Origin of the sequence: Rhizobium mesoamericanum STM3625, from assembly GCF_000312665.1 — a bacterium.
GTDB lineage: Bacteria > Pseudomonadota > Alphaproteobacteria > Rhizobiales > Rhizobiaceae > Rhizobium > Rhizobium mesoamericanum.
Genome location: NZ_HF536772.1, coordinates 1041074 through 1061126 on the forward strand (window position 1 = coordinate 1041074; position 20053 = coordinate 1061126).

The 20053-nt window shown below is 59.2% G+C and carries 21 protein-coding genes; 7 read left to right on the top strand and 14 right to left on the bottom strand.

Annotated features, from left to right (window positions below; translation table 11 throughout):
- Positions 1 to 3 precede the first annotated feature (3 nt).
- From cpaB to BN77_RS05015, 3 genes are all read right to left on the bottom strand, one after another.
- Positions 4 to 816 carry a Flp pilus assembly protein CpaB gene (gene cpaB, locus BN77_RS05005; RefSeq protein WP_007529123.1) on the bottom strand — a complete coding sequence of 271 codons (813 nt, stop codon included), beginning with the start codon at positions 814 to 816 and terminating at the stop codon, positions 4 to 6.
- A gap of 109 nt (positions 817 to 925) precedes the next feature.
- Entirely contained in the window at positions 926 to 1438 is a 513-nt protein-coding gene (locus tag BN77_RS05010; RefSeq protein WP_007529124.1) for an A24 family peptidase, read from the bottom strand.
- An 83-nt stretch (positions 1439 to 1521) separates the two neighbouring features.
- Positions 1522 to 1716 (bottom strand): Flp family type IVb pilin, encoded by a 195-nt coding sequence (locus BN77_RS05015; RefSeq protein ID WP_007529125.1) that lies wholly within the window; start codon positions 1714 to 1716, stop codon positions 1522 to 1524.
- A gap of 385 nt (positions 1717 to 2101) precedes the next feature.
- Between BN77_RS05015 and BN77_RS05020 the strand changes: the two genes are divergently transcribed.
- From BN77_RS05020 to BN77_RS05050, 7 genes are all read left to right on the top strand, one after another.
- Positions 2102 to 2512 carry a pilus assembly protein N-terminal domain-containing protein gene (locus tag BN77_RS05020; protein ID WP_007529126.1) on the top strand — a complete coding sequence of 137 codons (411 nt, stop codon included), beginning with the start codon at positions 2102 to 2104 and terminating at the stop codon, positions 2510 to 2512.
- A 112-nt stretch (positions 2513 to 2624) separates the two neighbouring features.
- Positions 2625 to 3242, top strand: a complete 618-nt coding sequence (locus BN77_RS05025; protein ID WP_007529127.1) for a TadE/TadG family type IV pilus assembly protein — start codon at positions 2625 to 2627, stop codon at positions 3240 to 3242.
- Entirely contained in the window at positions 3242 to 3817 is a 576-nt protein-coding gene (locus tag BN77_RS05030; RefSeq protein ID WP_007529129.1) for a TadE/TadG family type IV pilus assembly protein, read from the top strand. The genes BN77_RS05025 and BN77_RS05030 overlap by 1 nt, the downstream gene beginning before the upstream one ends.
- A 99-nt stretch (positions 3818 to 3916) precedes the next feature.
- On the top strand, positions 3917 to 5137 hold the full coding sequence (locus tag BN77_RS05035; RefSeq protein ID WP_007529130.1) for a phosphopentomutase: 1221 nt from the start codon (positions 3917 to 3919) through the stop codon (positions 5135 to 5137).
- The gene (locus BN77_RS05040) at positions 5134 to 6102 is read left to right on the top strand and encodes an adenosine deaminase (protein WP_007529132.1); all 969 of its coding nucleotides are present in this window, start codon (positions 5134 to 5136) and stop codon (positions 6100 to 6102) included. Before BN77_RS05035 ends, BN77_RS05040 begins: the two co-directional genes overlap by 4 nt.
- 106 nt (positions 6103 to 6208) lie before the next feature.
- Positions 6209 to 6838 (top strand): uracil phosphoribosyltransferase, encoded by a 630-nt coding sequence (upp, locus tag BN77_RS05045; RefSeq protein ID WP_007529134.1) that lies wholly within the window; start codon positions 6209 to 6211, stop codon positions 6836 to 6838.
- 160 nt (positions 6839 to 6998) lie between these two features.
- Positions 6999 to 7520 carry a TIGR02281 family clan AA aspartic protease gene (locus BN77_RS05050; protein ID WP_007529136.1) on the top strand — a complete coding sequence of 174 codons (522 nt, stop codon included), beginning with the start codon at positions 6999 to 7001 and terminating at the stop codon, positions 7518 to 7520.
- Between the two features lie 43 nt (positions 7521 to 7563).
- On the opposite strand, the gene BN77_RS05055 is transcribed toward BN77_RS05050, so the two are convergent.
- From BN77_RS05055 to BN77_RS05105, 11 genes are all read right to left on the bottom strand, one after another.
- Positions 7564 to 8352 carry an ATP-binding cassette domain-containing protein gene (locus BN77_RS05055; protein WP_007529139.1) on the bottom strand — a complete coding sequence of 263 codons (789 nt, stop codon included), beginning with the start codon at positions 8350 to 8352 and terminating at the stop codon, positions 7564 to 7566.
- A complete protein-coding gene (locus BN77_RS05060; protein ID WP_007529141.1) occupies positions 8345 to 10597 on the bottom strand; it encodes an ABC transporter permease in 2253 nt (750 codons plus the stop codon). Before BN77_RS05060 ends, BN77_RS05055 begins: the two co-directional genes overlap by 8 nt.
- 80 nt (positions 10598 to 10677) lie before the next feature.
- Positions 10678 to 11760 (bottom strand): substrate-binding domain-containing protein, encoded by a 1083-nt coding sequence (locus tag BN77_RS05065; protein ID WP_007529143.1) that lies wholly within the window; start codon positions 11758 to 11760, stop codon positions 10678 to 10680.
- Positions 11761 to 12064: 304 nt separating this feature from the next.
- Positions 12065 to 13384: a thymidine phosphorylase gene (deoA, locus tag BN77_RS05070; RefSeq protein WP_007529145.1), complete on the bottom strand. Its 1320-nt coding sequence runs from the start codon at positions 13382 to 13384 to the stop codon at positions 12065 to 12067.
- A 1-nt stretch (position 13385) separates the two neighbouring features.
- Positions 13386 to 14162, bottom strand: coding sequence for a deoxyribose-phosphate aldolase (gene deoC, locus BN77_RS05075; RefSeq protein WP_007529147.1), 777 nt, complete (start codon positions 14160 to 14162; stop codon positions 13386 to 13388).
- Complete coding sequence (locus BN77_RS05080; protein ID WP_007529150.1) at positions 14159 to 14962, bottom strand: purine-nucleoside phosphorylase; 804 nt, start codon at positions 14960 to 14962, stop codon at positions 14159 to 14161. The genes deoC and BN77_RS05080 overlap by 4 nt, the downstream gene beginning before the upstream one ends.
- The gene (locus BN77_RS05085) at positions 14959 to 15348 is read right to left on the bottom strand and encodes a cytidine deaminase (RefSeq protein WP_007529152.1); all 390 of its coding nucleotides are present in this window, start codon (positions 15346 to 15348) and stop codon (positions 14959 to 14961) included. The genes BN77_RS05080 and BN77_RS05085 overlap by 4 nt, the downstream gene beginning before the upstream one ends.
- A gap of 4 nt (positions 15349 to 15352) precedes the next feature.
- Entirely contained in the window at positions 15353 to 16324 is a 972-nt protein-coding gene (locus BN77_RS05090; protein ID WP_007529155.1) for an ABC transporter permease, read from the bottom strand.
- A gap of 12 nt (positions 16325 to 16336) precedes the next feature.
- Positions 16337 to 17440 (bottom strand): ABC transporter permease, encoded by a 1104-nt coding sequence (locus BN77_RS05095; protein WP_007529157.1) that lies wholly within the window; start codon positions 17438 to 17440, stop codon positions 16337 to 16339.
- 7 nt (positions 17441 to 17447) lie between these two features.
- Positions 17448 to 18959, bottom strand: a complete 1512-nt coding sequence (locus tag BN77_RS05100; RefSeq protein ID WP_040677582.1) for an ABC transporter ATP-binding protein — start codon at positions 18957 to 18959, stop codon at positions 17448 to 17450.
- A gap of 68 nt (positions 18960 to 19027) precedes the next feature.
- A complete protein-coding gene (locus BN77_RS05105; protein ID WP_007529161.1) occupies positions 19028 to 20020 on the bottom strand; it encodes a BMP family lipoprotein in 993 nt (330 codons plus the stop codon).
- Positions 20021 to 20053: the final 33 nt, after the last annotated feature.

A 20053-nucleotide genomic window follows, 5' to 3' on the forward strand; every position in this document is an offset into this window, starting at 1 on the left:
CCTTTACTCGGCCTTCGGCGCGCTGCTGTCAGTGACGATCGAGCCTGATTTGATGACTTGGACGAGGGCACTGCCGTTATCGCCGCTGAGAAGGTAGTCGGCAGCGCTGGTATCCTGTTCCTGCGCGTCGGCGACGGAACGCAGTGCCAGCGAAAGCCGGTTGGCCATCTGTTGCGCGACGGCCAGTACCTTTGTTTGATCGGGGGTGAGTTCCAACGTGGCTGTCGTTCCGACCACGGCCTTGGAGCCATCTTCCTTTTCCTGGATCTGCTGGTCGATTGCGAGCACGCGCACATTGTTCAGCACCGTCTCGGTCAGGTACTTGTCGCCATCCTTTGCCTTGCGGACCATGATGACGTCGACGCGGTCGTTTGGTAGGATGAAGCCACCGGCACCCGTGGAGACCGAGATTTCCGTTGCAACTGCACGCTTTCCAGAAGGCAGAAGTGAGGACATGATGCGGCTGTTCGAGTCCGCGATCTTTTCCGCGCGGATCGGTTCGCCCTCGAAGATCGGCAAGCGAACGACGGCGCCCTGCATATCTTTCAGCGCGTCGGGCTTATCGGCTTCGGTGATAAAGCCCTGGACGACGCCACTCTGCGGCCAGCCCATCCAGTGAACCGCCTTATCGTCCAATCGTGCCCCAACCGGCAAATTGGCACTGGAGACGAGGACTTTGACCGTCGGCTCCTTCTCGACGACCGATTGAACCTGGGTGACCACGGAACCGCGGCCCGCAAGGCTCATCGCCAGCACACCGGCAAGGCCGGCTGCCACAACAGCCACTCCAAGTATCATCAGGCGGGCGGGTCTCATCGAACTTCCTCGGGATTCGCAATATTCGACCCGGAGAATGGCCCGCAATTGGTGTAATTATAGTTAATAAAAGCCTTCGATTTTAAGTTAACGGAGGCTTACCTTGCCGTTACTTAAGCCCTTCAAGTGCTGCAATGAAGAGCGGCGACGAGGGAAAGGCGATAAACCCGCCAATTGCGATTGCAATGCCATAGGGAATTTTCTTGGTCACAAATAGTGAATCGGGCACTCGCAGGCCAATCGTCGTGATAACAGCGCTTTGCGTTCGCACTGCCAGAATAGCCATGGTTAACAGGCCGCCCACGACGCCGACGTAGGCGATGAACTCTAAAAGAGGCTGTCCAAAGCCAAACCATACGGCTGCCGCGGTCAGCAGCTTGGCGTCTCCCCCGCCCATGACATTCAGGGCGAAGAACACAAAACAGGCGGCAAAGACGACGGCGCCGCCGAATAGATGATAACCAAACGTCTGCCAATCCATGCCCACGAAGGGGGCCAGCCAAAGAAATGACAGCAATAGTATAACCGAGATTCTGTTCGGGATGGTCATCGTTAACATGTCCATCACCGCGGCAAACGCTAGGCACATCGGAAAGACGGTAATGATGACGCTGGCAGTCATGACGGACCCCCATTTAGCCGAACAAAATGTAAAGCCGTCCTGAGCGCGTCAGGACGGCTTTTCTTCTCAAAGGCGACTTGCCATCAGCAGGTGACGCCGCCGGTGTTGCAAGCGTCGTTCATCTTCGTCGATATGCCTGAGAAGACGTTGTTCAGTTTGCTGCCCAGTGCGGTTGCACCTGTGATGAGCGCGACGGAGATCAGCGCTGCGATCAGGCCATATTCAATTGCGGTCGCGCCGGATTCGTCCTTCAGAAAACGGCTAACAAGCTTGGTCATGGTAACTCCTAACTCCAGTTGATGTTCAGCACGTCCGCCAACTGTTGCCGTTGATCGGATTGCCACAATTTACCGATTGCCTGTTTCCATCAAATTAAGCAGTTGGGTTACTACTTCGTAAACATCGATCGCCGCCCAAACATGGTAACTCTATTCTTGCGTCGCTAGCTAAAATTCTAGAAAAGCATGCGTGCGCCTGGGTTTTTGGGGCTTAAATACATGCATCGTCGCGAAGAATGGGAGGCTCCGTGGTAGCGCGTGATTGCGTTTTAATCGAAGCGATGTGCACTTCTCTGGATGAAACGAAGCGGAGTTAAAGCTTCATTCACCATTTCTTCTCATTCTGTTTGGCAAAAATCGCTTTAACCCTTGAAAGAGAGCCAAAATGTCACCGAGCGGCAAGAGGATCATCCTGGCCAGCTTTCTTGCCACCCTCGGCCTCTGTGACTCCGCGCTAGCGCAGCAGAACATGCTGCGGGTCTATATGGATCAGGCCCGTGTTTTGAAGCTTGATCGCGCGGTCAGCAAAGTCATCGTGGGAAACGCCAAGGTCGCGGATGCGACCGTTGCTGATTCGAAAACGATCGTCTTGACCGGCCGCAGTTTCGGAACGACGAATCTGGTGCTGCTCGATGCGGACGGCAATGCAATTCTGGACGAGAGCATTCTTGTCTCGATTGATGAGGCAAACACCGTCCGGGTGTTTCGCCAGACGGAGCGCTCGGTCCTTTCCTGCACCCCGAATTGCGAGCAACACAGCCAGCAGGGGGCGGAGACTACAGCGGCTGCTCAATGATAGCTGCCAGGTTGCGCTGCGAACGTCCGCTAAACTTCCGACCCTGCTTGAAACGGAAAATCAACGATCGCGCTCTAAAAGAGTGTAGTCGAAGCTGTCCCGGGTACAGGCCATGAAGGAAACGGATGAAGCAGCGGACGCGGCCTCCCGTCTCCGCCGCCGGGAAAGGCTGCGTTTAACCGAGTTTGCACGCTCGCGCGACGGGTCGGCCGCGATCGAATTTGCGCTCCTTGCCATCCCCTATTTCCTGGTCGTCTTTGCGATCATCGAGACATTCATCGCCTTCGCCGGCGAGGAGCTCATGTCGAATGCTGTGGATACGATGAGCCGCAAGATGCGGACCGGGCAGATCACACCTGCGAACACTGATCTAACGGCATTCCGAACGGAGCTCTGCAGTGAGATTTCCATTCTGATAAAGTGCTCCTCGACGGAGGCTGCGACGCCGAGCAAGCTGTTTGTCGATGTGCAGAACTTCAGCACCTTTGCTGCCATCCCCACAACGATACCCCGGACGTCAACCAGCGCCTACGCGGACATCAAGACCTCGGCCTTCAAGTATCTTCCCGGCGGCTCTGGCACGATCAATATGGTTCGGGCCTACTACCGCTGGCAGGTCATCACCGACCTAATACGACCCTATATTACGAATGTCCGCCCCACCGATGGTTCTTCGTCATACTTCCTGATCGTCGCAACCGCAGCCTTCCAGAACGAGCAGTATCCCTGATGAAAGGTCGCGGAATTTCGATACGGCTTCATCGGCTGACAAAACGCTTTGTCGGCGACCGGCAAGGCGTTGGCGCGATCGAGTTCGCCATCCTGTTTCCGATTCTGGTGATGCTTTATATCGGTGCATTCGAGATCACGATTGGTCTCAGCATGAGCAAGCGTGCCAGCCGGGCGGCGGGCATGATCACCGATGTCGTGACGCAACAGAAAAGCGTAACCAAGTCCTGGCTTGCCGATATGCCCTCGGTCGCTTCCGCAGTGTTCGTTCCTTATGGCTCGACCGGCCTTACGATCAAGATCACGGGCATTGCGCTGGATGGGACTGGGAACCCGAAGGTGGCATGGTCCTGGGCGCAGAATGGGACTCGTCCCTATGCGGTGAATTCTGTGACAACAGTGCCTGCCGATATGAAGAAAGCCAACATCTTTCTGGTTCGTACAGAGCTCAGCGTTCCCTACAAGCTCTTCCTGTTTGCGCCGAACTTGGCACCGAACAACAGCACAATCACCATCAGCCGCAGTTACTTCTACCTTCCACGTGCGAGCGATACTGTTACTTGCAGCGATTGCTGATCAAGCCGAATGCCGGTTTGCCAAGCGCGCCCTGCCGTTATAAGGCTTGAGCAGCAGCGGCCCCTGACGAGGCCGTCAAATTCTGTCGCTAGGTGGAGTATGGCGCGAGCCTTTCTTTTCGTTCTGGATTCTTTTGGCGTTGGTGGTGCTCCGGATGCTGGGGCGTACGGCGACGAGGGGGCTAACACGCTTGGACACATCGCGGAATTCTGCGCGGCAGGCGCTGGGGATCGTGATGGGTTGCGTTCCGGCCCACTCCAGCTTCCGAACATGTCGGCTCTCGGCCTTGTCCATCTCGCCAAGGCCGCATCGGGACGTTTCCCCATGGGGATGCCGGTGCCGGAGAAGGTCTATGCGACGTTCGGCTCCGCCAGTGAAGTTTCCCGCGGGAAGGACACGCCATCTGGCCACTGGGAGATTGCGGGGACGCCGGTAACATTCGATTGGGGTTACTTTCCTGCCGAAGGCGAAGCATTTCCGCCACAGCTCGTCGAGGCGCTCTGCAGGGCCGCCGATGTTTCGGGGATTCTCGGCAACTGTCACGCCTCTGGCACCGATATCATTGCCCGGCATGGCGAAGAGCACATCCGGACTGGAAAGCCGATTTGCTACACTTCGTCCGACTCGGTCTTCCAGGTTGCCGCTCACGAGACGCATTTCGGCCTCGACAGGCTCATGACCTTCTGCACGATCGCGCGGGCGCTGCTAGATCCCTACAACATCGGCCGCGTCATTGCGCGGCCGTTTGTCGGGGAGACTGCCTCCAAATTTCAGCGGACCGGAAACCGCCGCGACTTCTCAGTGCCGCCACCGGAGCCGACACTTCTCGACCGGTTGATCAAGGAAGGTCGCAAGGTCCATGCCATTGGCAAGATCGGTGACATCTTTGCGCATAAAGGGATATCCCGAGTAGTCAAGGCGAATGGCAACGAGGCGTTGATGGACGCCAGTCTCGCAGCCATGGATATCGCCGAGGATGGTGACCTGGTCTTCACAAATTTTGTCGATTTCGACATGGTCTATGGCCACCGCAGGGATGTAGCGGGCTATGCCGCCGCCCTGGAAGCATTTGATTCCAGACTGCCGGAAGTGGGCGGCAAGCTGAAGCCTGGCGATCTTGTCATACTGACGGCCGACCACGGCTGCGATCCGACGTGGCGCGGCACGGATCACACGCGCGAACGGGTACCGATCATTGCCTACGGCCCGGGGCTGCTTTCTCGCGATATCGGCATACGCGCTACCTATGCGGACATCGGCGAGACGATCGCTCGGCATCTGCGCATTCCACCAGGGGCGCACGGGAGAAGCTTTCTATGACATCGCATTTGAAGAAGGTCGAGCTGCACTGTCATCTGGAAGGTGCCGCGCCGCCGACGCTCACCTTGGCGCAGGCCCGGAAATATAACATCGACATCAGCCCCTATCTCGCGGATGGCGCCTATGTCTGGCACGACTTTGCGAGCTTTCTGGAGTGCTACGACAAGGTCTCCGAGGTCTACAAGACCGAGGAGGACTATGCGCTGCTGACCGAGACCTATCTTCAGGAGCTCGCCGGGATCGGAACCATTTACAGCGAGCTAATCGTATCTCCAGATCATGGCAAGCGGATCGGGCTTGGTGCCGACGCTTATATCGAGGGTGTCTGTGAAGGAATTCGTCGCGCGAAGACAAAAAGCGGCATCGAGGCACGTCTGATCGTCACCGGGGAACGCCATTTTGGCCCGGAAAGTGTCATTGGCGCCGCCGAATACGCGGCCGGGGCAAGGAACCCGCTCATTACGGGCTTCAATCTTGCTGGCGAGGAGCGCATGGGCAGGGTCGCCGATTATGCACGTGCCTTTGACATTGCACGCGATGCGGGGCTCGGCCTCACCATCCATGCTGGCGAAGTGTGCGGAGCCTACAGCGTCGCCGATGCGCTTGACGATGTTCGGCCATCGCGTATCGGGCATGGTGTGCGAGCGATAGAGGACCTGGATCTTGTTAAGCGGCTCGCCGATCTCGGAACGGTGTTGGAAGTGTGCCCCGGCTCCAATATCGCGCTGAAGGTCTTTCCGGATTTCGCATCGCATCCGCTGCGAAAACTCAAGGACGCCGGCATACGCGTCACAATCAGTTCGGATGACCCGCCGTTCTTTCACACGTCGCTGAAGCGTGAATACGAATTGGCCGCCGATGCCTTTGGCTTCAGCGACGCAGCAATTGATGAGATGACTCGAACCGGTATCGAGGCAGCCTTCGTCGACGAGGCGACGCGCCAAGCGCTTTTTGCCCGGATGTGATCGACGCCCTGGGGATCAGCGTTGCAAAATTGCCTCCGCTCTTGCGGTGGAGGCAATTTCCATGGAAGAAACATCCGATAAGAACAACGACTGAAAGGGCTCGGCTATGGACGGCGTAACGGTCATCGATCACCCGCTTGTGCAGCACAAACTCACGATCATGCGGCGCAAGGAGACATCGACCGGAAGTTTCCGTCGGCTCCTGCGCGAAATATCCACGCTGCTCTGTTACGAAGTGACCCGCGATCTGGAGCTGACAATGGAGACCATCGAGACGCCCCTGCAGACGATGGAGTCGCCAATTCTCGAAGGCAAGAAGCTTGTCTTCGCCTCGATCCTGCGCGCCGGCAACGGCCTTCTTGAAGGCATGCTCGATCTCGTGCCGTCGGCGCGCGTGTCGCATATCGGCGTTTACCGCGATCACGAGACGCTGCAGCCTGTTGAATACTACTTCAAGGCTCCGGAGGACGTCGCCGAGCGCCTGATCATCGTCGTCGATCCCATGCTTGCGACCGGTAATTCCTCGATTGCCGCGATCGACAAGCTCAAGGAGCGGGGAGCGCGCAACATCCGCTTCCTCTGCCTCCTCGCCGCTCCCGAGGGCATCAGGAACTTCCGCGAAGCACATCCAGATGTTCCCGTATTCACGGCCTCGATCGACAGCCATCTGAACGAGAAGGGCTATATCGTGCCCGGTCTTGGCGACGCCGGCGATCGCATGTACGGCACGAAATAATTCGCAATCCGTTTACTAAATCGAAGCAGCAATGGCCCGGAGACGCTTGCCGGGCCATTTGCAATGGTCGGCATTAGCAACTTGTCAGCAATTATCGCGTAGCACCTGTAAACATGGCCACGCATGACGCGGGGTTTATACAGGAAGGATTTCTGTCCCGATGCTCGTGCGTACCGTCATCTTTGCAAGCCTTGCTGCGGTGCTTGCAACGCAGATACCGTCCCTTGTCGGAAAACCCGGCAACGAACCAACCGCTTCGGTAAACATCGCGACTGGCGCCACTGAGCAGCTGCCTGCCAGCCCCGCCAATGTCGGCACAATGCGCCTGCAGGCCGATGCCCAGGGACACTACTCCGGAGACTTCAGAATAAACGGTCGACAGGTGCAGGGTCTGATCGACACCGGCGCAACTTACGTCGCCCTGAACGAGAGCTTCGCCCGACGGCTTGGCTATACGGGCAACCAGCTCGATTTCCGCTACTCGGTGAACACCGCCAACGGCAACACGAAGGCGGCCCACGTCGTACTGGATAGGGTTGAAATCGGTGGTATCCGCGTTCGCGACGTGGAGGCCTTCGTCCTAAAGGATGAGGCCCTTTCCTCTACGCTCGTCGGCATGAGCTTCCTGCGCAAGCTTGCTTCCTATTCCGTTGCGAATGGATCCCTCAGCCTGAAGCAATAGCGAATCCCGGCGTAACGGTATTATTCCTGAACGCCAGGCGTCATCACCGATGGATGGTTCTTGCCTCGTCGGCTGTCAGTGCGCTCTCTCGAGTGCCGGATACGATGATCTCCAAGACCTCGTGCTCGTCCGTGTTCTTGACATAGCGGTCGCCGACATACTCACCGCGCTTGAGAACCATGACGCGATCGCCGACAGCAAAAATGTCGACCAGACGGTGGGAGATGATGATCTGGGCTACGCCTTGTTTCTTCAACTCCAGCATGGTTTCGAGCAGCCGTTCTGTCGCCATTACCGAGAGGTTGGCGGTTGGCTCATCGAGGATCACGACGCGCGGCTCGAAAGAGATCGCACGAGCGATCGCCACGGATTGCTGGCGGCCGCCAGACAGGCTCTCGACCTTCTGATAGACGGAATTCACGTCGACCTTGAGTCGTTTCAAAACGCTATCCGCCTCGGCATACATCTTTCGCCGATCAACTAAGGGGCCCCTGAGCGGCCAGCGGCCAAGAAAAATGTTCTGGCCGACATCCATGTTCCCGCAGAGGGCGAAGTCCTGATAGATCATCTCGATTCCGGCGTCGCGGCTCTCATGCGGGCTCTTGAAGTACACCGGTTGCCCGGCAACCAGGATTTCGCCGGAATCGCGCTGATAGGCGCCGGTGAGGATCTTCATAAGCGTCGACTTGCCGGCCGAGTTGTCGCCCACCAGGCCGAGGATCTCGCCAGGATAAAGTGTGAGATCAACTTTTCGGAGCGCTTGTACTGCGCCGAATGCCTTCTCGACGCCCCGCATTTCCACGATCGGCTGTAATGGCTGAGCGTCAACCATGGATGCGTTCTCCCGTTGGTGCTGCGGTCGCGAAACGGGCCCGCAGGCGCGCGAACAGATTGGCCTGTCGTACCCAAATGTCGATTAGCACTGCAACGATGAGGATGACCCCGATGAAGACATTGATCCAGTGCTGGGGCATGGTGAAGCCCTGAACATTGAGCTGCAGCAGCGCGCGGACGAGCGTGATCACGGCTGCACCAGCAAGCGAGCCGATCACCGTGCCGTAGCCGCCGAAGATCGATCCGCCGCCGATGATGACAGAGGCGATGGCGTCAAGCTCTCGGAACTGGCCGGCAACCGGGTTGAAGCTGCGGAAGTAAGCAACGTTGATGATTCCGGCCATGGTTGCGCACAGCGCGGCCAACATCAGGGAGATGAAACGCACGCGGTTGGTGTTGATACCGGCATAGGTGGCCGCGCGGACGTTGCCACCCGCGGCGCAGACCTTCAATCCGAATGGTGTGTAGGCAAGCACGACGCCGGCGAGAAGGGCGACGAAAAACATGAAGATCGTCTGGATACTGACGACCTCCGCCACTGAGCGGATAATTCCCGAAGGCAGCGAAAGGTCGAAATGCAGGAGAACGTCGTTCAGCTTGCGACCAAGCAGGTTGTAGCCTTCCGGCCAGCCGGTCAGCTGCTGGCCGGCGACAAACCAGGCGGCGAGACCACGGGCAATGTAGAACATGCCAAGGGTGGCGATAAAGGCGGGCAGTTTGAAGCCGACTGTCACGACGGCGTTGACGAGGCCGGCAGCCGTTCCTGCAAGTAGCCCCATCGCCACGGCGGTGAGCGGATCGGCGCCCAGCACCTTCAGGAAGTAGGCGGCGGTGCTGCCTGCAAGCGCAAGTACAGCTCCAACGGAGAGATCGATATCGCCGGCTGCAATGACGTAGGTGAGCCCCACGGTAATGAGCGCCAGTTCCGTATAGTTGAGCAGGATCGCGAAGGTGTTGGGCAAGTTCCACCAGTAGTCCGGCCTCAGCGCCAAGCCGGTCAACCAGAGCACCACGGTCAGGATGATGGCCAGTGCGTCGCGTCGCGCGAGGAACTTGCCAAGCCCGGTGGCAGAGAGCGCCATGTCGCCCGTCATTGCTCCCTTCGTCTGCACACCCTCCAGTGCCAGGCCGCCGGTCTCATAGGCCGGCGGTGGCGGTCGGCCGCGGAGCCAGGCCCAGAAACGGGCCGCGATCTGGCGTCGAATGAGGAAGGGTTCGATCAACACGGCCGTGACAAGAAGCAGGCCGAGGAAAACCAGCACGGCACCAGCAGGTAAGGTGAACCTGGCGCCCACGGCAACGTTCTCTCCATCGATAACGACGGTTCGCGTAATCGGCCAACCTTCGCGCAACACCTTGTCGATCAGGACAACAACAGCGGCACCGAGACAGGACCCGAAGACGCGGCCGCGGCCGCCGAGGATCGATGCGCCGCCAATGACGACAGATGCGATGACGGTAAGTTCCCAGCTGACGCCGTAGAGAGGGGTGACACCCTTGTCCTGCGCCGCTGCCAGGAGAGCAGAAAGCGTCGCGCAAAGCGATGAGAGCAGATAAGCGCGAATGCGCACCCACCGCGTGTTCATGCCCGCATAGGCCGCAGCCTGCTCGTTGCCGCCGGTCGCGAAGGTCTCATAGCCCCAGCGGGTCTTGGCAAGCACATAGGCACCGACGACGGCGACCAGAAGGAAGATTGCGATTTGGTTATTGAAACCGAGGGCGTTGCTCTCACCGAGGTGGAAGAAGAGCGGATAGTCTTTTGCCTTGCCGGAATAGTAGATCGCCTGACCGTGCGTAAGCGCAAGAACGAAACCGCGACCGATAAAGAGTACCGTTAGCGTTGCAATGAAGGCAGGTACTCTCAGGATCGTTACAAGGATGCCGTTGAAGAGACCAATCACCGTGCCGAGCAGCAAACAGAAGATGACCGATTCGACGACGCCGAAGTCGAGAACATCAGACGCAAAGAGCCTGGCAAAGGCAACGGCGATCAGGCCATAGGTGGAGCCGACCGAAAGATCGAGATCCTTGTTGGCAATGACAAAGGTCATTCCAACAGCGATGATCCCGACACGGGATGTATCGCGCAGGAGCGCCAGAAGGGCTTCCGTAGACCCAAAAAAGGCTGGATTAACGAGAGCTCCACCGAGATAGAGCAGGGCAAGGAAAATCAGCAGCCCAGCCTCCCAGCCGCCGACGAGCTGAGGTGGCGCTCGGCCTAGCGATGTCGTCGTGGGCGCCATTGCAATCACCGATCAATCTTGCCGTCGCGATGCGTAGGGACTTCCCATCCCCCGCATCGGTTTCCAGGCGTTCCGAGCGGTCAGTTCTCGAAGCGCTTGCCGACTTTTGCGACGTTATCCTTCGTCACCAATTGGGCACGCGTGTCCAGGTTGGCGGCGGAAATGCCGCGATCGATTTGGAGGTAAAGCTGCATGACAGGCCAGAAGCCCTGCAGGAAGGGTTGCTGTCCCAGCGAACCGGTGAGGTTTCCAGCAGCGATCCCCTCTTGCTGCGCCGGGCCGAGGTCGAACCCAAAGGCGCAGAACTTGCCAGTCTTCCCCATCTGTGCGACCGCTTTCACGAGCGGCGGCGTAAAGACGTTGTTGGCTGTAAAAGCACCGACTGCGTCACCGCGGGACTCAAAGAGCGACACAAGCGCGTTGACGGGGTCATTCGGATTTGTGTCTATACCAACATTCTCCGGCCCGGCATCGACCTTGAAGGCGTCGAGCTTGCCGGCATCCTTCAACGTCTTGACGATGGCGTTGAAGGCGGCGGTCACGCGATTGTTGACCTCAATGTTGCCCATAGCGGTCGAAGACGGCAGGAGTATCGAGCCCTTGGTCGCGCCGCTATCAAGCACGCACTTGGCAAGCGCCTCACCCCCGATCGCCGCAGCTGATGCGTCCTGCCCTGTATGACTTATGCTACTGCGATGCAGGATCGTCGCGTCGAACGAGTTGGTTGTCGCGATCGGTATACCGGCCTTCTCGGCGGCCGTGACGATGTCGTTGTACGCGCCGACCTGCGGCGTTGTCATAATGATGCCGTCGATCGTCGGGTCCTGAACGATCTGGTTCAGAATCTCGATTTCACGCGCAGGATCGTCAACCGGTGATTCCGAGCCGAGCAGCAAGATCTTGGCGCCGATCATGTTGCCGGCAACGGTTGCACCGACATAGACGGGGTCAAAAAAGCCGTTGCCCGCAGTATGCGTCACAATCGCGAAAGTCAAATGACCATCAGCCGAATGGAAGTTTTTCGTGCCGGGCGCCTCCTTGGCAGCTTCGGCAAAATCATATCCGCCGACCGCCTTCTCAACGCCGCCGGACTGCGCAAATGCATGCGTAACGCCAAACGACAGTACCGCAGCCGACGCCGCGTAGAGCAAAGTCCGCCTCATGATTAGTCCTCCCTTGAGACAACGGAGGAATGCCTTTCGGGCGCAATTTTTTAGAGAGTGAAGGCCCGAAGGCTTCCTCCCATGCGCTAATATTCTGCGCAATTTCGATGCAAGTAAACGGCGAACTCATCGTAGAGGCGAATTTGTTTGCCGCGTCGGCATCTAAAGGTTGCCTTGTTGCGAAATAGCCGCCGAAGTCGTGTTTGCCCCCCCTGCGGCCAAGGGTTAACCTTACCCCTGCGCTCCTACCCCAGTGGAAGGCGCGAATTGCTGTCGTTCAAGCCCCACCGGGAAGCCCTAAGTCTCAGGCAATAGCCGCAATGCGCTCGCAAACGACAGCCGCGATTGCAGGTGGGGTTTCGCTGATCCTGTAGTTGGTAGCTAGGGCAGCGATTGCCGCATCTGCCCAATTTTCGGTGGCGGCATGCACAAATGCAATCGGATCACCTCGCTCGACATGGGTGCCGAGCGGCAGGATGTCGGATAGACCAACGCGGTGATCGATCCTGTCGTCTGGATGGCGCCGTCCGCCACCGAGATCGACGACGGTCATGCCGATCTCCCGTACGTCGCAGCCGGAAAGCCAACCGGACTGAGGCGCGGGAACCGCCTTCTTTATTGGCGCTTCAACGAGGTATTTATCCGGCTCTTCCAGAAGATCCGACGGGCCGCCGAGTAGGTGGACCATGCGGGCGAAGTTTTCGGCGGCCTTGCCTGTTGAAAGGGCGTCCGCGGCCCTCGTCTCACCTTCCTGAATTGACGAAGCGACACCGGATTTCATTAGCATCTCGGCCGCGAAGGCCAGAACGGCTGTTTCTAGCCGCGTATTCTTTTTCCTGCCCGCCAGAAATTCCAGGCAGTTGCGGATCTCCACGGTGTTTCCCGCGGCGTCAGCGAGTGGCTGGTTCATGTCGGTGATCAGCGCCGAGGTTTTCACGCCTGCGCTATTGGCAACATTGACAAGCGCCTGTGCCAGCATCTCTGCGTCTCTCGGCTCGGCCATGAATGCGCCCGTGCCGACCTTGACGTCGAGTACAAGGGTCTGCAACCCGGCTGCCAGCTTTTTCGAAAGGATGGAGGCAGTGATGAGAGGGATCGAGTCGACGGTCGCCGTGACATCCCGAACAGCGTAGAGTTTGCCATCGGCAGGCGCAAGGGCTCCGGTCTGGCCGATGATGGCGCAGCCCACATCCTTCACGACCTTGCGGAAACGCATGGCGTCCGGGGTAATGGTATAGCCGGGAATCGCCTCGAGCTTGTCCAGTGTTCCGCCAGTATGACCGAGGCCACGCCCTGATATCATCGGGACGGCCAGGCCGCAGGCAGCCGCGATTGGTGCCAGCATCAACGAAACATTGTCGCCAACGCCGCCTGTCGAGTGCTTGTCGGCGATCGGCCGGTCTATGTCGGTCCAGGTCAGCATGTCGCCCGAGTGCGCCATCGCAAGCGTCAGCGCCACGACTTCGTCGCGCGTCATGCCCTTGAACCAAACCGCCATGGCGAAGGCGCCGATCTGCCCCTCGGAGAGCTGACCGGATGCAAGTGCGGCAACAAACGATTGGATATCCTCTTCGGAAAGCGTTCCGCCGTTTCGTTTCTGGCGGATGATTTCCTGGGGAATCATGTCAATAGCTCGAAGCGGTGGCGGGTGCGGATTGCGCACCGCTTAGCACGGCGAGAATGTCGTCAAGCAATCCGGAGGCACCGAAACGGAAGGTGGATGGTATTGGCCAGTCGGGCGCCATGATCGTTTCTGCAAGGCTCAGATAAAGCGCTGCATCGGACACCGAACCGATGCCGCCTGCCGGCTTGAAGCCAACCTTTCGGCCGCTCTGGCGGATGACCCGCAGCATGATGTCGGCCGCTTCCAGGGTCGCATTGACGGAGACCTTGCCCGTGGAGGTCTTAATGAAATCGCCACCCGCTTCAATCGCAAGTTCAGAGGCACGACGGATCAGCGCCGCGTCCTTGATTTCGCCGGTCTCGAGAATGACCTTCAGAAGGATCGGATCCTTGCACTCGGCACGCACGGCGGCAACCATGTCGGTAACGGCCTTGGCGCTACCGGTCATGAACTTGCGATAGGGGATGACGAGGTCGATTTCATCGGCGCCGTCGGCAATCGCCTCGCGAGTCTCGGCGGCAACATCAGCCACCTCCATCTCGCCCGAGGGGAAATTGACCACCGTCGCAATCCGCACCGCATGGGCTGTGCCGAGTACGGCGCGAGCGCGGGCGACGAAGCGCGGCCAGATGCAGATCGCCGCCGTGTTGCCATAAGGGGTCTGCGCCCGGGCGCACAGCTCGTCAATCTGCGCCTCGGTGCAATCGTCCTTCAGGTTGGTGAGATCGAGGAGGGAGAGGGCGACGGCGGCCGTTTCCTTGCTGGAATGGTTGGTCATTGTTCGCGTTCTCCTGCAATCATTTCCTTCAATATGGCGGCTAGGCGAGCTCCACCGAGCGGAGCCATATTCTTGGTCTCTTCGTGGCTCAGTTCGCCGCCGGTCATGCCCGCGCCATAGTTGGTGATAACGGACGCCGCCGCAACCCTTAAGCCCAGCATTCGCGCGATAATAACCTCCGGTACGGTCGACATGCCGACGGCATCGGCACCGAGAATACGGGCCATACGGATCTCGGCCGGGGTCTCGAAGCTCGGGCCGGAAAACCACATGTACACGCCTTGTGACAGGGGTATGCCGAGCTTCTCGGCAGCCTTGCGCATCCTGTCGGCAAGACTCGGATCGTAGGCACTGGTCATTCCGACAAAGCGGCGATCGCTTTCCTCGCCGATCAGCGGATTCATCCCGGAATAGTTGATGTGATCGCTGATCTGCATCACCGAGCCGGGCGGCATGTCGTCCCGCAGCGAACCCGCGGAATTGGTCAGGATCAGGGTCTCGATGCCGAGTTGCCTCAGCACCTCGATGGGCAGCCGCATCGCGCCGGCGTCGCCCTTCTCGTAGAAATGAACTCGGCCGGACAACATCAAAACAGGCACGCCGTCAAGCGAACCTGTGACGACTTCTCCGGCATGGCCGGAGACGGCGCTGACCGGGAAGCCCGGCAGGTCCTGATAAGGGATGCGTTGCGCGTCTTTCATCTCGCCGACTAGCGAACCGAGGCCCGAACCAAGCACGATGCCAACGCGCGGCGAAAGACCGCCAAGTTTACCGGCAAGGACATCGAAAGCGACACTCATCCGAGTTCGGTCTCGAAGCTGAATGGCAAAAGCTCTTCCATAGTCATCGTCTTCTGCACGCCGACCTCATCGCAGAGGTAGATCTTCGTGTCCTTTGAGGCGAACTCCGAGATCTTCTGCCGGCAGCCGCCGCAGGGCGGGCAGAGAGGTAGCTTCTCGGCGATCACGGCCATTTCGACAATCTTCTTGGCGCCGCCCATGATCATGGCGCTAATCGCTGTCGGCTCCGCGCACCAACCCTGCGGAAAAGACAAGTTTTCGACGTTGGCGCCGGTATAAACCTTGCCGTCCTCGGCGCGGATCGCTGCACCGACAGGGAACTTCGAGTAGGGAGCATGAGCGAAGGCCATGGCTCCGCGAGCGGCCTCGAAAAGATCGTGGGACATGTTCTCAACGCTCCTTCGTGTAGGGGACACCACCCGCCTTTGGCGGAATCGCCACGCCGATGAAGCCGGCGAGCAGGATGCAGGTCAGGATATAGGGCAGCGCCTGGAAAATCTGCACCGGCACTTCGCCGATCAGAGGAACCTGCTTGCCTTGCATAAAGTTCGCAAGCGCGTCGAGGAAGCCGAAGAGCAGGCAGGCGAACATAACGGGCACCGGCTTCCATTTCGCGAAGACCAGCGCCGCAAGTGCGATGTAGCCCTTGCCGGCCGACATGTCTTTGATGAAGGCCGCTGACTGTGCGATCGCCAGATAAGTTCCGGAGAAGCCGCAGAGGATACCAGCGCACATCACAGCGCGATAGCGCAGCCAGCTTACCGAAATGCCCGCCGTATCGACGGCGCCCGGGTTCTCGCCAACGGCGCGCAGCCGAAGGCCAAAGCGCGTGCGATAGAGGATCCACCAGGAAAGCGGAACCGCGAGGAAGGCGAGGTAGGTCAGGACATTGTTGCCTGAGATCACGTTCGCATACAGCGAGCCGATGAGCGGAACGCCACGGATGGCATCGGCGCCCGGCAACACGATCGGCGCGAAGCGTGCTTCCTGAGCTAGCTGTGGCGTGCGGCCGCCCTGGCCGAACCAGGCACCCCCAAGGACGATCGTGATACCGGCGACGAAGAAGTTGATCGCCACGCCCGAGATGATCTGGTTGCCACGATTGGTGATCGAGGCGAAGCCGTGGACGAGGCTGAGCGCCACAGAGCAAATGATGCCGGCGCCAAGGCCAAGCCATGCTGAGTCCGTGAGGTAAGCGACGCAGGCTGCTGCAAACGCGGAGCCGAGCATCTTGCCCTCGAGGCCGATATCGAAGATGCCGGCCCGCTCGGAAAACAGACCTGCCAGCGCCGTAAAGATCAGCGGGATCGACAGGCGGATAGTGGAACTCAGGACGCTGATGAAGATGTCATAGTAATCCATCGTCCGTTCCCCTCACGCGGCCTTGAACTGTTGGTAGACGCGAACCATCGCGGGGCGGAACATGTATTCGAGCGCACCGGCAAAGAGGATGACGAGACCTTGGATGACCAGGATCATTTCGCGCGTGATGTTGGGCATCTCGAAGGAGATCCAATCGCCACCCTGGTAGAGGACGCCGAAGAGGATCGCCGAGAAAATGATCCCCACTGGGTGATTTCTCCCCATCAACGAAACGGCAATGCCGACGAAACCGGCGCCGCCGACGAACTCCACCTGCAGACGCGCAGACGATCCCATGACCGGGTTCAGCGCCATCATGCCGGCAAGCGCGCCGGACAGCAGCATGGCAATCATGACGATACGAGCGTAGGGGATGCCGGCATAGGCCGCAGCGCTCTGGCTGACGCCAAGCGTTCGCATCTCGAAGCCAAGCTTAGTGCGCCAGACCAGAAGCCAGACGAAATAGGCGGCCGCAAGCGCGATGAGGAACGAGACGTTGAAGGGGGCTGCGCCAAGCTTGGCGCCGAACAGGTTCATCAGCCAGCCGAGCTTCGGCAACTGTCCGCCTTCAAGGAAGGTCCGGGTTTCCGGAGCCATCTTGCCGGGCACGATCAGCACATGCACCAGCAAATATACCATCAGCGCCGCGCCGATGTAGTTGAACATGATGGTGGTGATGACGATGTGGCTGCCGCGCTTTGCCTGCAGGAAGGCAGGGATGAAGGCCCAGGCGGCACCAAAGAGGCCTGCACCGACGACCGCCACCGGCATGGTCACGTACCACGGAACAAAGTGGTCGAGCGCCAGCGCGACCAGCGCGCAGCCGAGGCCGCCGAGGTAGGCCTGACCTTCGGAGCCGATGTTGAACAGGCCGGCATGAATCGCGACAGCTACGGAAAGACCGGTGAAGATGAAGCTTGTTGCATAGTAGAGCGTAAAGCCGATGCCTTCGCCGCTGCCGAGCGCGCCTTCGATCAACAGCGACAAGGCCGCAAGCGGGCTCTCCCCGATTAGCCAGACGACGAAGCCGGAAATCAGGAAGGCAACTAATAAGTTCAACAGCGGGATGAGGCCGTAGTTGATCCAATTTGGAAGTGGAACTGAAGCAGTGCTCATCAAGGCCTCACGCAGCAATGCCGGCCATCATCAGGCCGAGGGTCTGTTCACCGGCATCGGGCGTCTTCTCGCCGACGACATGGCCGGCAAACATGACAAGGATACGGTCTGAAAGGGCCCGGATTTCGTCAAGTTCGACGGAGACGAGCAGGATCGCCTTGCCCGCGTCGCGCATCTCGATAATCCGGCGGTGGATGAATTCGATTGCGCCGATATCGACGCCGCGGGTCGGCTGGCCGATGATCAGCGCCGTGGGATCACGCTCGATTTCGCGTGCTACGACGATCTTCTGCTGGTTGCCACCGGAGAAGTTCGCCGTCTTCAGCCGCGGGTTCGGCGGACGGATGTCGTATTTTTCGATCTTTTCCATCGCGTCCTTGCGGATCGCGTCGAGGTCGAGCAGCGGACCCTTGCTGTAGCCGGGATTGCGATGGTAGCCGAGAACGGAATTCTCGTACTCCTCGAATTTCAGCACCAGCCCCATGTGATGCCGATCTTCCGGAATGTGGGCAAGCCCAAGCTCGCGAAGCCGCGCCGGATCGGCCTTGTCGATCGGATGACCGTCGAGGAAAATCTCGCCGGAATGCGGCTTGCGAATACCGGCAATCGCCTCCAGTAGCTCGGACTGCCCATTGCCGGCGACACCGGCAATGCCGACAATCTCGCCGGCGCGGACATCGAAGGAGACGTTGTCGACCATGGTGACGCCACGATTGTCCTTAACGGTCAGGTTGCGGGCCGACAGGATCACCTTCCCGGGATTGGCTTCACCCTTTTGCACGCGCAGCAGCACGCGGCGACCGACCATCAGTTCGGCAAGCTCCTCGACCGTCGTTTCGGATGTCTTCCGGGTCGCGACCATTTCGCCACGGCGCATGACCGACACAGTGTCGGTGATTGCCATGATCTCGCGCAGCTTGTGGGTGATCAGAATGACGGTCTTGCCCTGGTCGCGCAGGACACGAAGAATCTTGAAAAGATGGTCCGCTTCGGCAGGCGTCAGCACGCCCGTCGGTTCGTCGAGTATCAGGATCTCGGCGCCGCGGTACATGGCCTTCAGGATTTCGACGCGTTGCTGCAGCCCGACCGGAAGCTCTTCGATCAATGCATCGGGATTGACTTCGAGGCCGTAGTCCTTCTCTAGCCGGCGCAGCTCGGCGCGTGCGGAAGAGACCCCCCTGGCGAGCAGCGCGCCGCCCTCGGCGCCAAGCATGACGTTTTCGAGCACCGTGAAATTGTCGACCAGCATGAAGTGCTGGTGCACCATGCCGATCCCGGACGCGATCGCAGCCTGGCTGTCCTTGATGGTGACGGGATTGCCGTTGACGCGGATTTCACCGGCGTCGGCATGGTAGAAACCATAGATGATCGACATCAAGGTCGATTTGCCGGCACCGTTTTCCCCGATGATGCCGTGAATCGTGCCCTTGGCGACGGTAAGATTGATGTCCTTGTTGGCGTGAACGGCACCGAATTTCTTGTCGATGCCCACAAGTTCGATAGCGGGCGTGTCTGTCACAGCAGGCTCCAAATACGAAAAGGGCGTATGGCGAAGCGACTCCGCCATACGCCCGTCTCAGTCACGGATCACTTCGGGCAAGCGTTGTCCGTCGTGTAGTCGTGAACCTTGATGGTTCCCGCGATGATGCCTTCCTTGGCTTTATCAAGCGCAGCCTGCATATCAGGCGTGATCAGAGCCTTGTTGTTCTCGTCCATGGCTGCGGCGACGCCGTCTTCCTTGACACCGAGTGCGAGAACACCGGCCGTGAACTTGCCGGCCTTGACGTCGCTGAAGCCGTTGTAGACGGCGAGGTCGACGCGCTTGACCATCGAGGTCAGGACGGAGCCCGGGTGAAGGTGGTTCTGGTTGCTGTCGACGCCTATCGAAAGCTTCTTGTTGTCGGCAGCCGTCTGCAAGACGCCGAGGCCGGTTGCGCCCGCTGCTGCGTAGATGACGTCCGCGCCCTGATCGATTTGGTTCTTGGCGAGTTCGCCGCCACGGACCGGGTCATTCCAGGCAGCGCCTGTCGTGCCGGTCATGTTCTGGAATACTTCGATGCCGGACTTGACGGAGCGCGCGCCCTGCTCATAGCCGCATTCGAACTTACGGATCAGCGGAATGTCCATGCCGCCCACGAAGCCAACCTTTCCGGTTTTCGATGCGAGGCCTGCGAGAGTGCCAACGAGGAAGGAACCTTCTTCCTCCTTGTAGACGACAGAACGGACGTTCGGCTTGTCGACAACAGCGTCAACGATGACAAACTTGGTGTCGGGGAATTCGGCCGCGACCTTCTCGATGGCCGAGGTCCAGGCAAACGAGACGGCAATAACCGGGTTGAAACCGCGGCTTGCGAAGTTGCGGATCGCCTGCTCGCCCTGGGTGTCACCCGTCGGCTCGAAGTCGCGGTAAGCGATCCCGGTTTCTTTCTTGAACTTCTCAGCGCCATTGAAGGCTGCTTCGTTAAAAGACTTATCGAACTTCCCACCGGTGCCGTAAACGAGCGCCGGCTTGACATCGGCGGCCAGCGCCGTCGTGGACATTGCCGCCACGGCCAGGAGAGTCAGAAGGGATTTTTTCATGAGTTGCAGCCCTGTTGTTTCTATTTGTTTGGG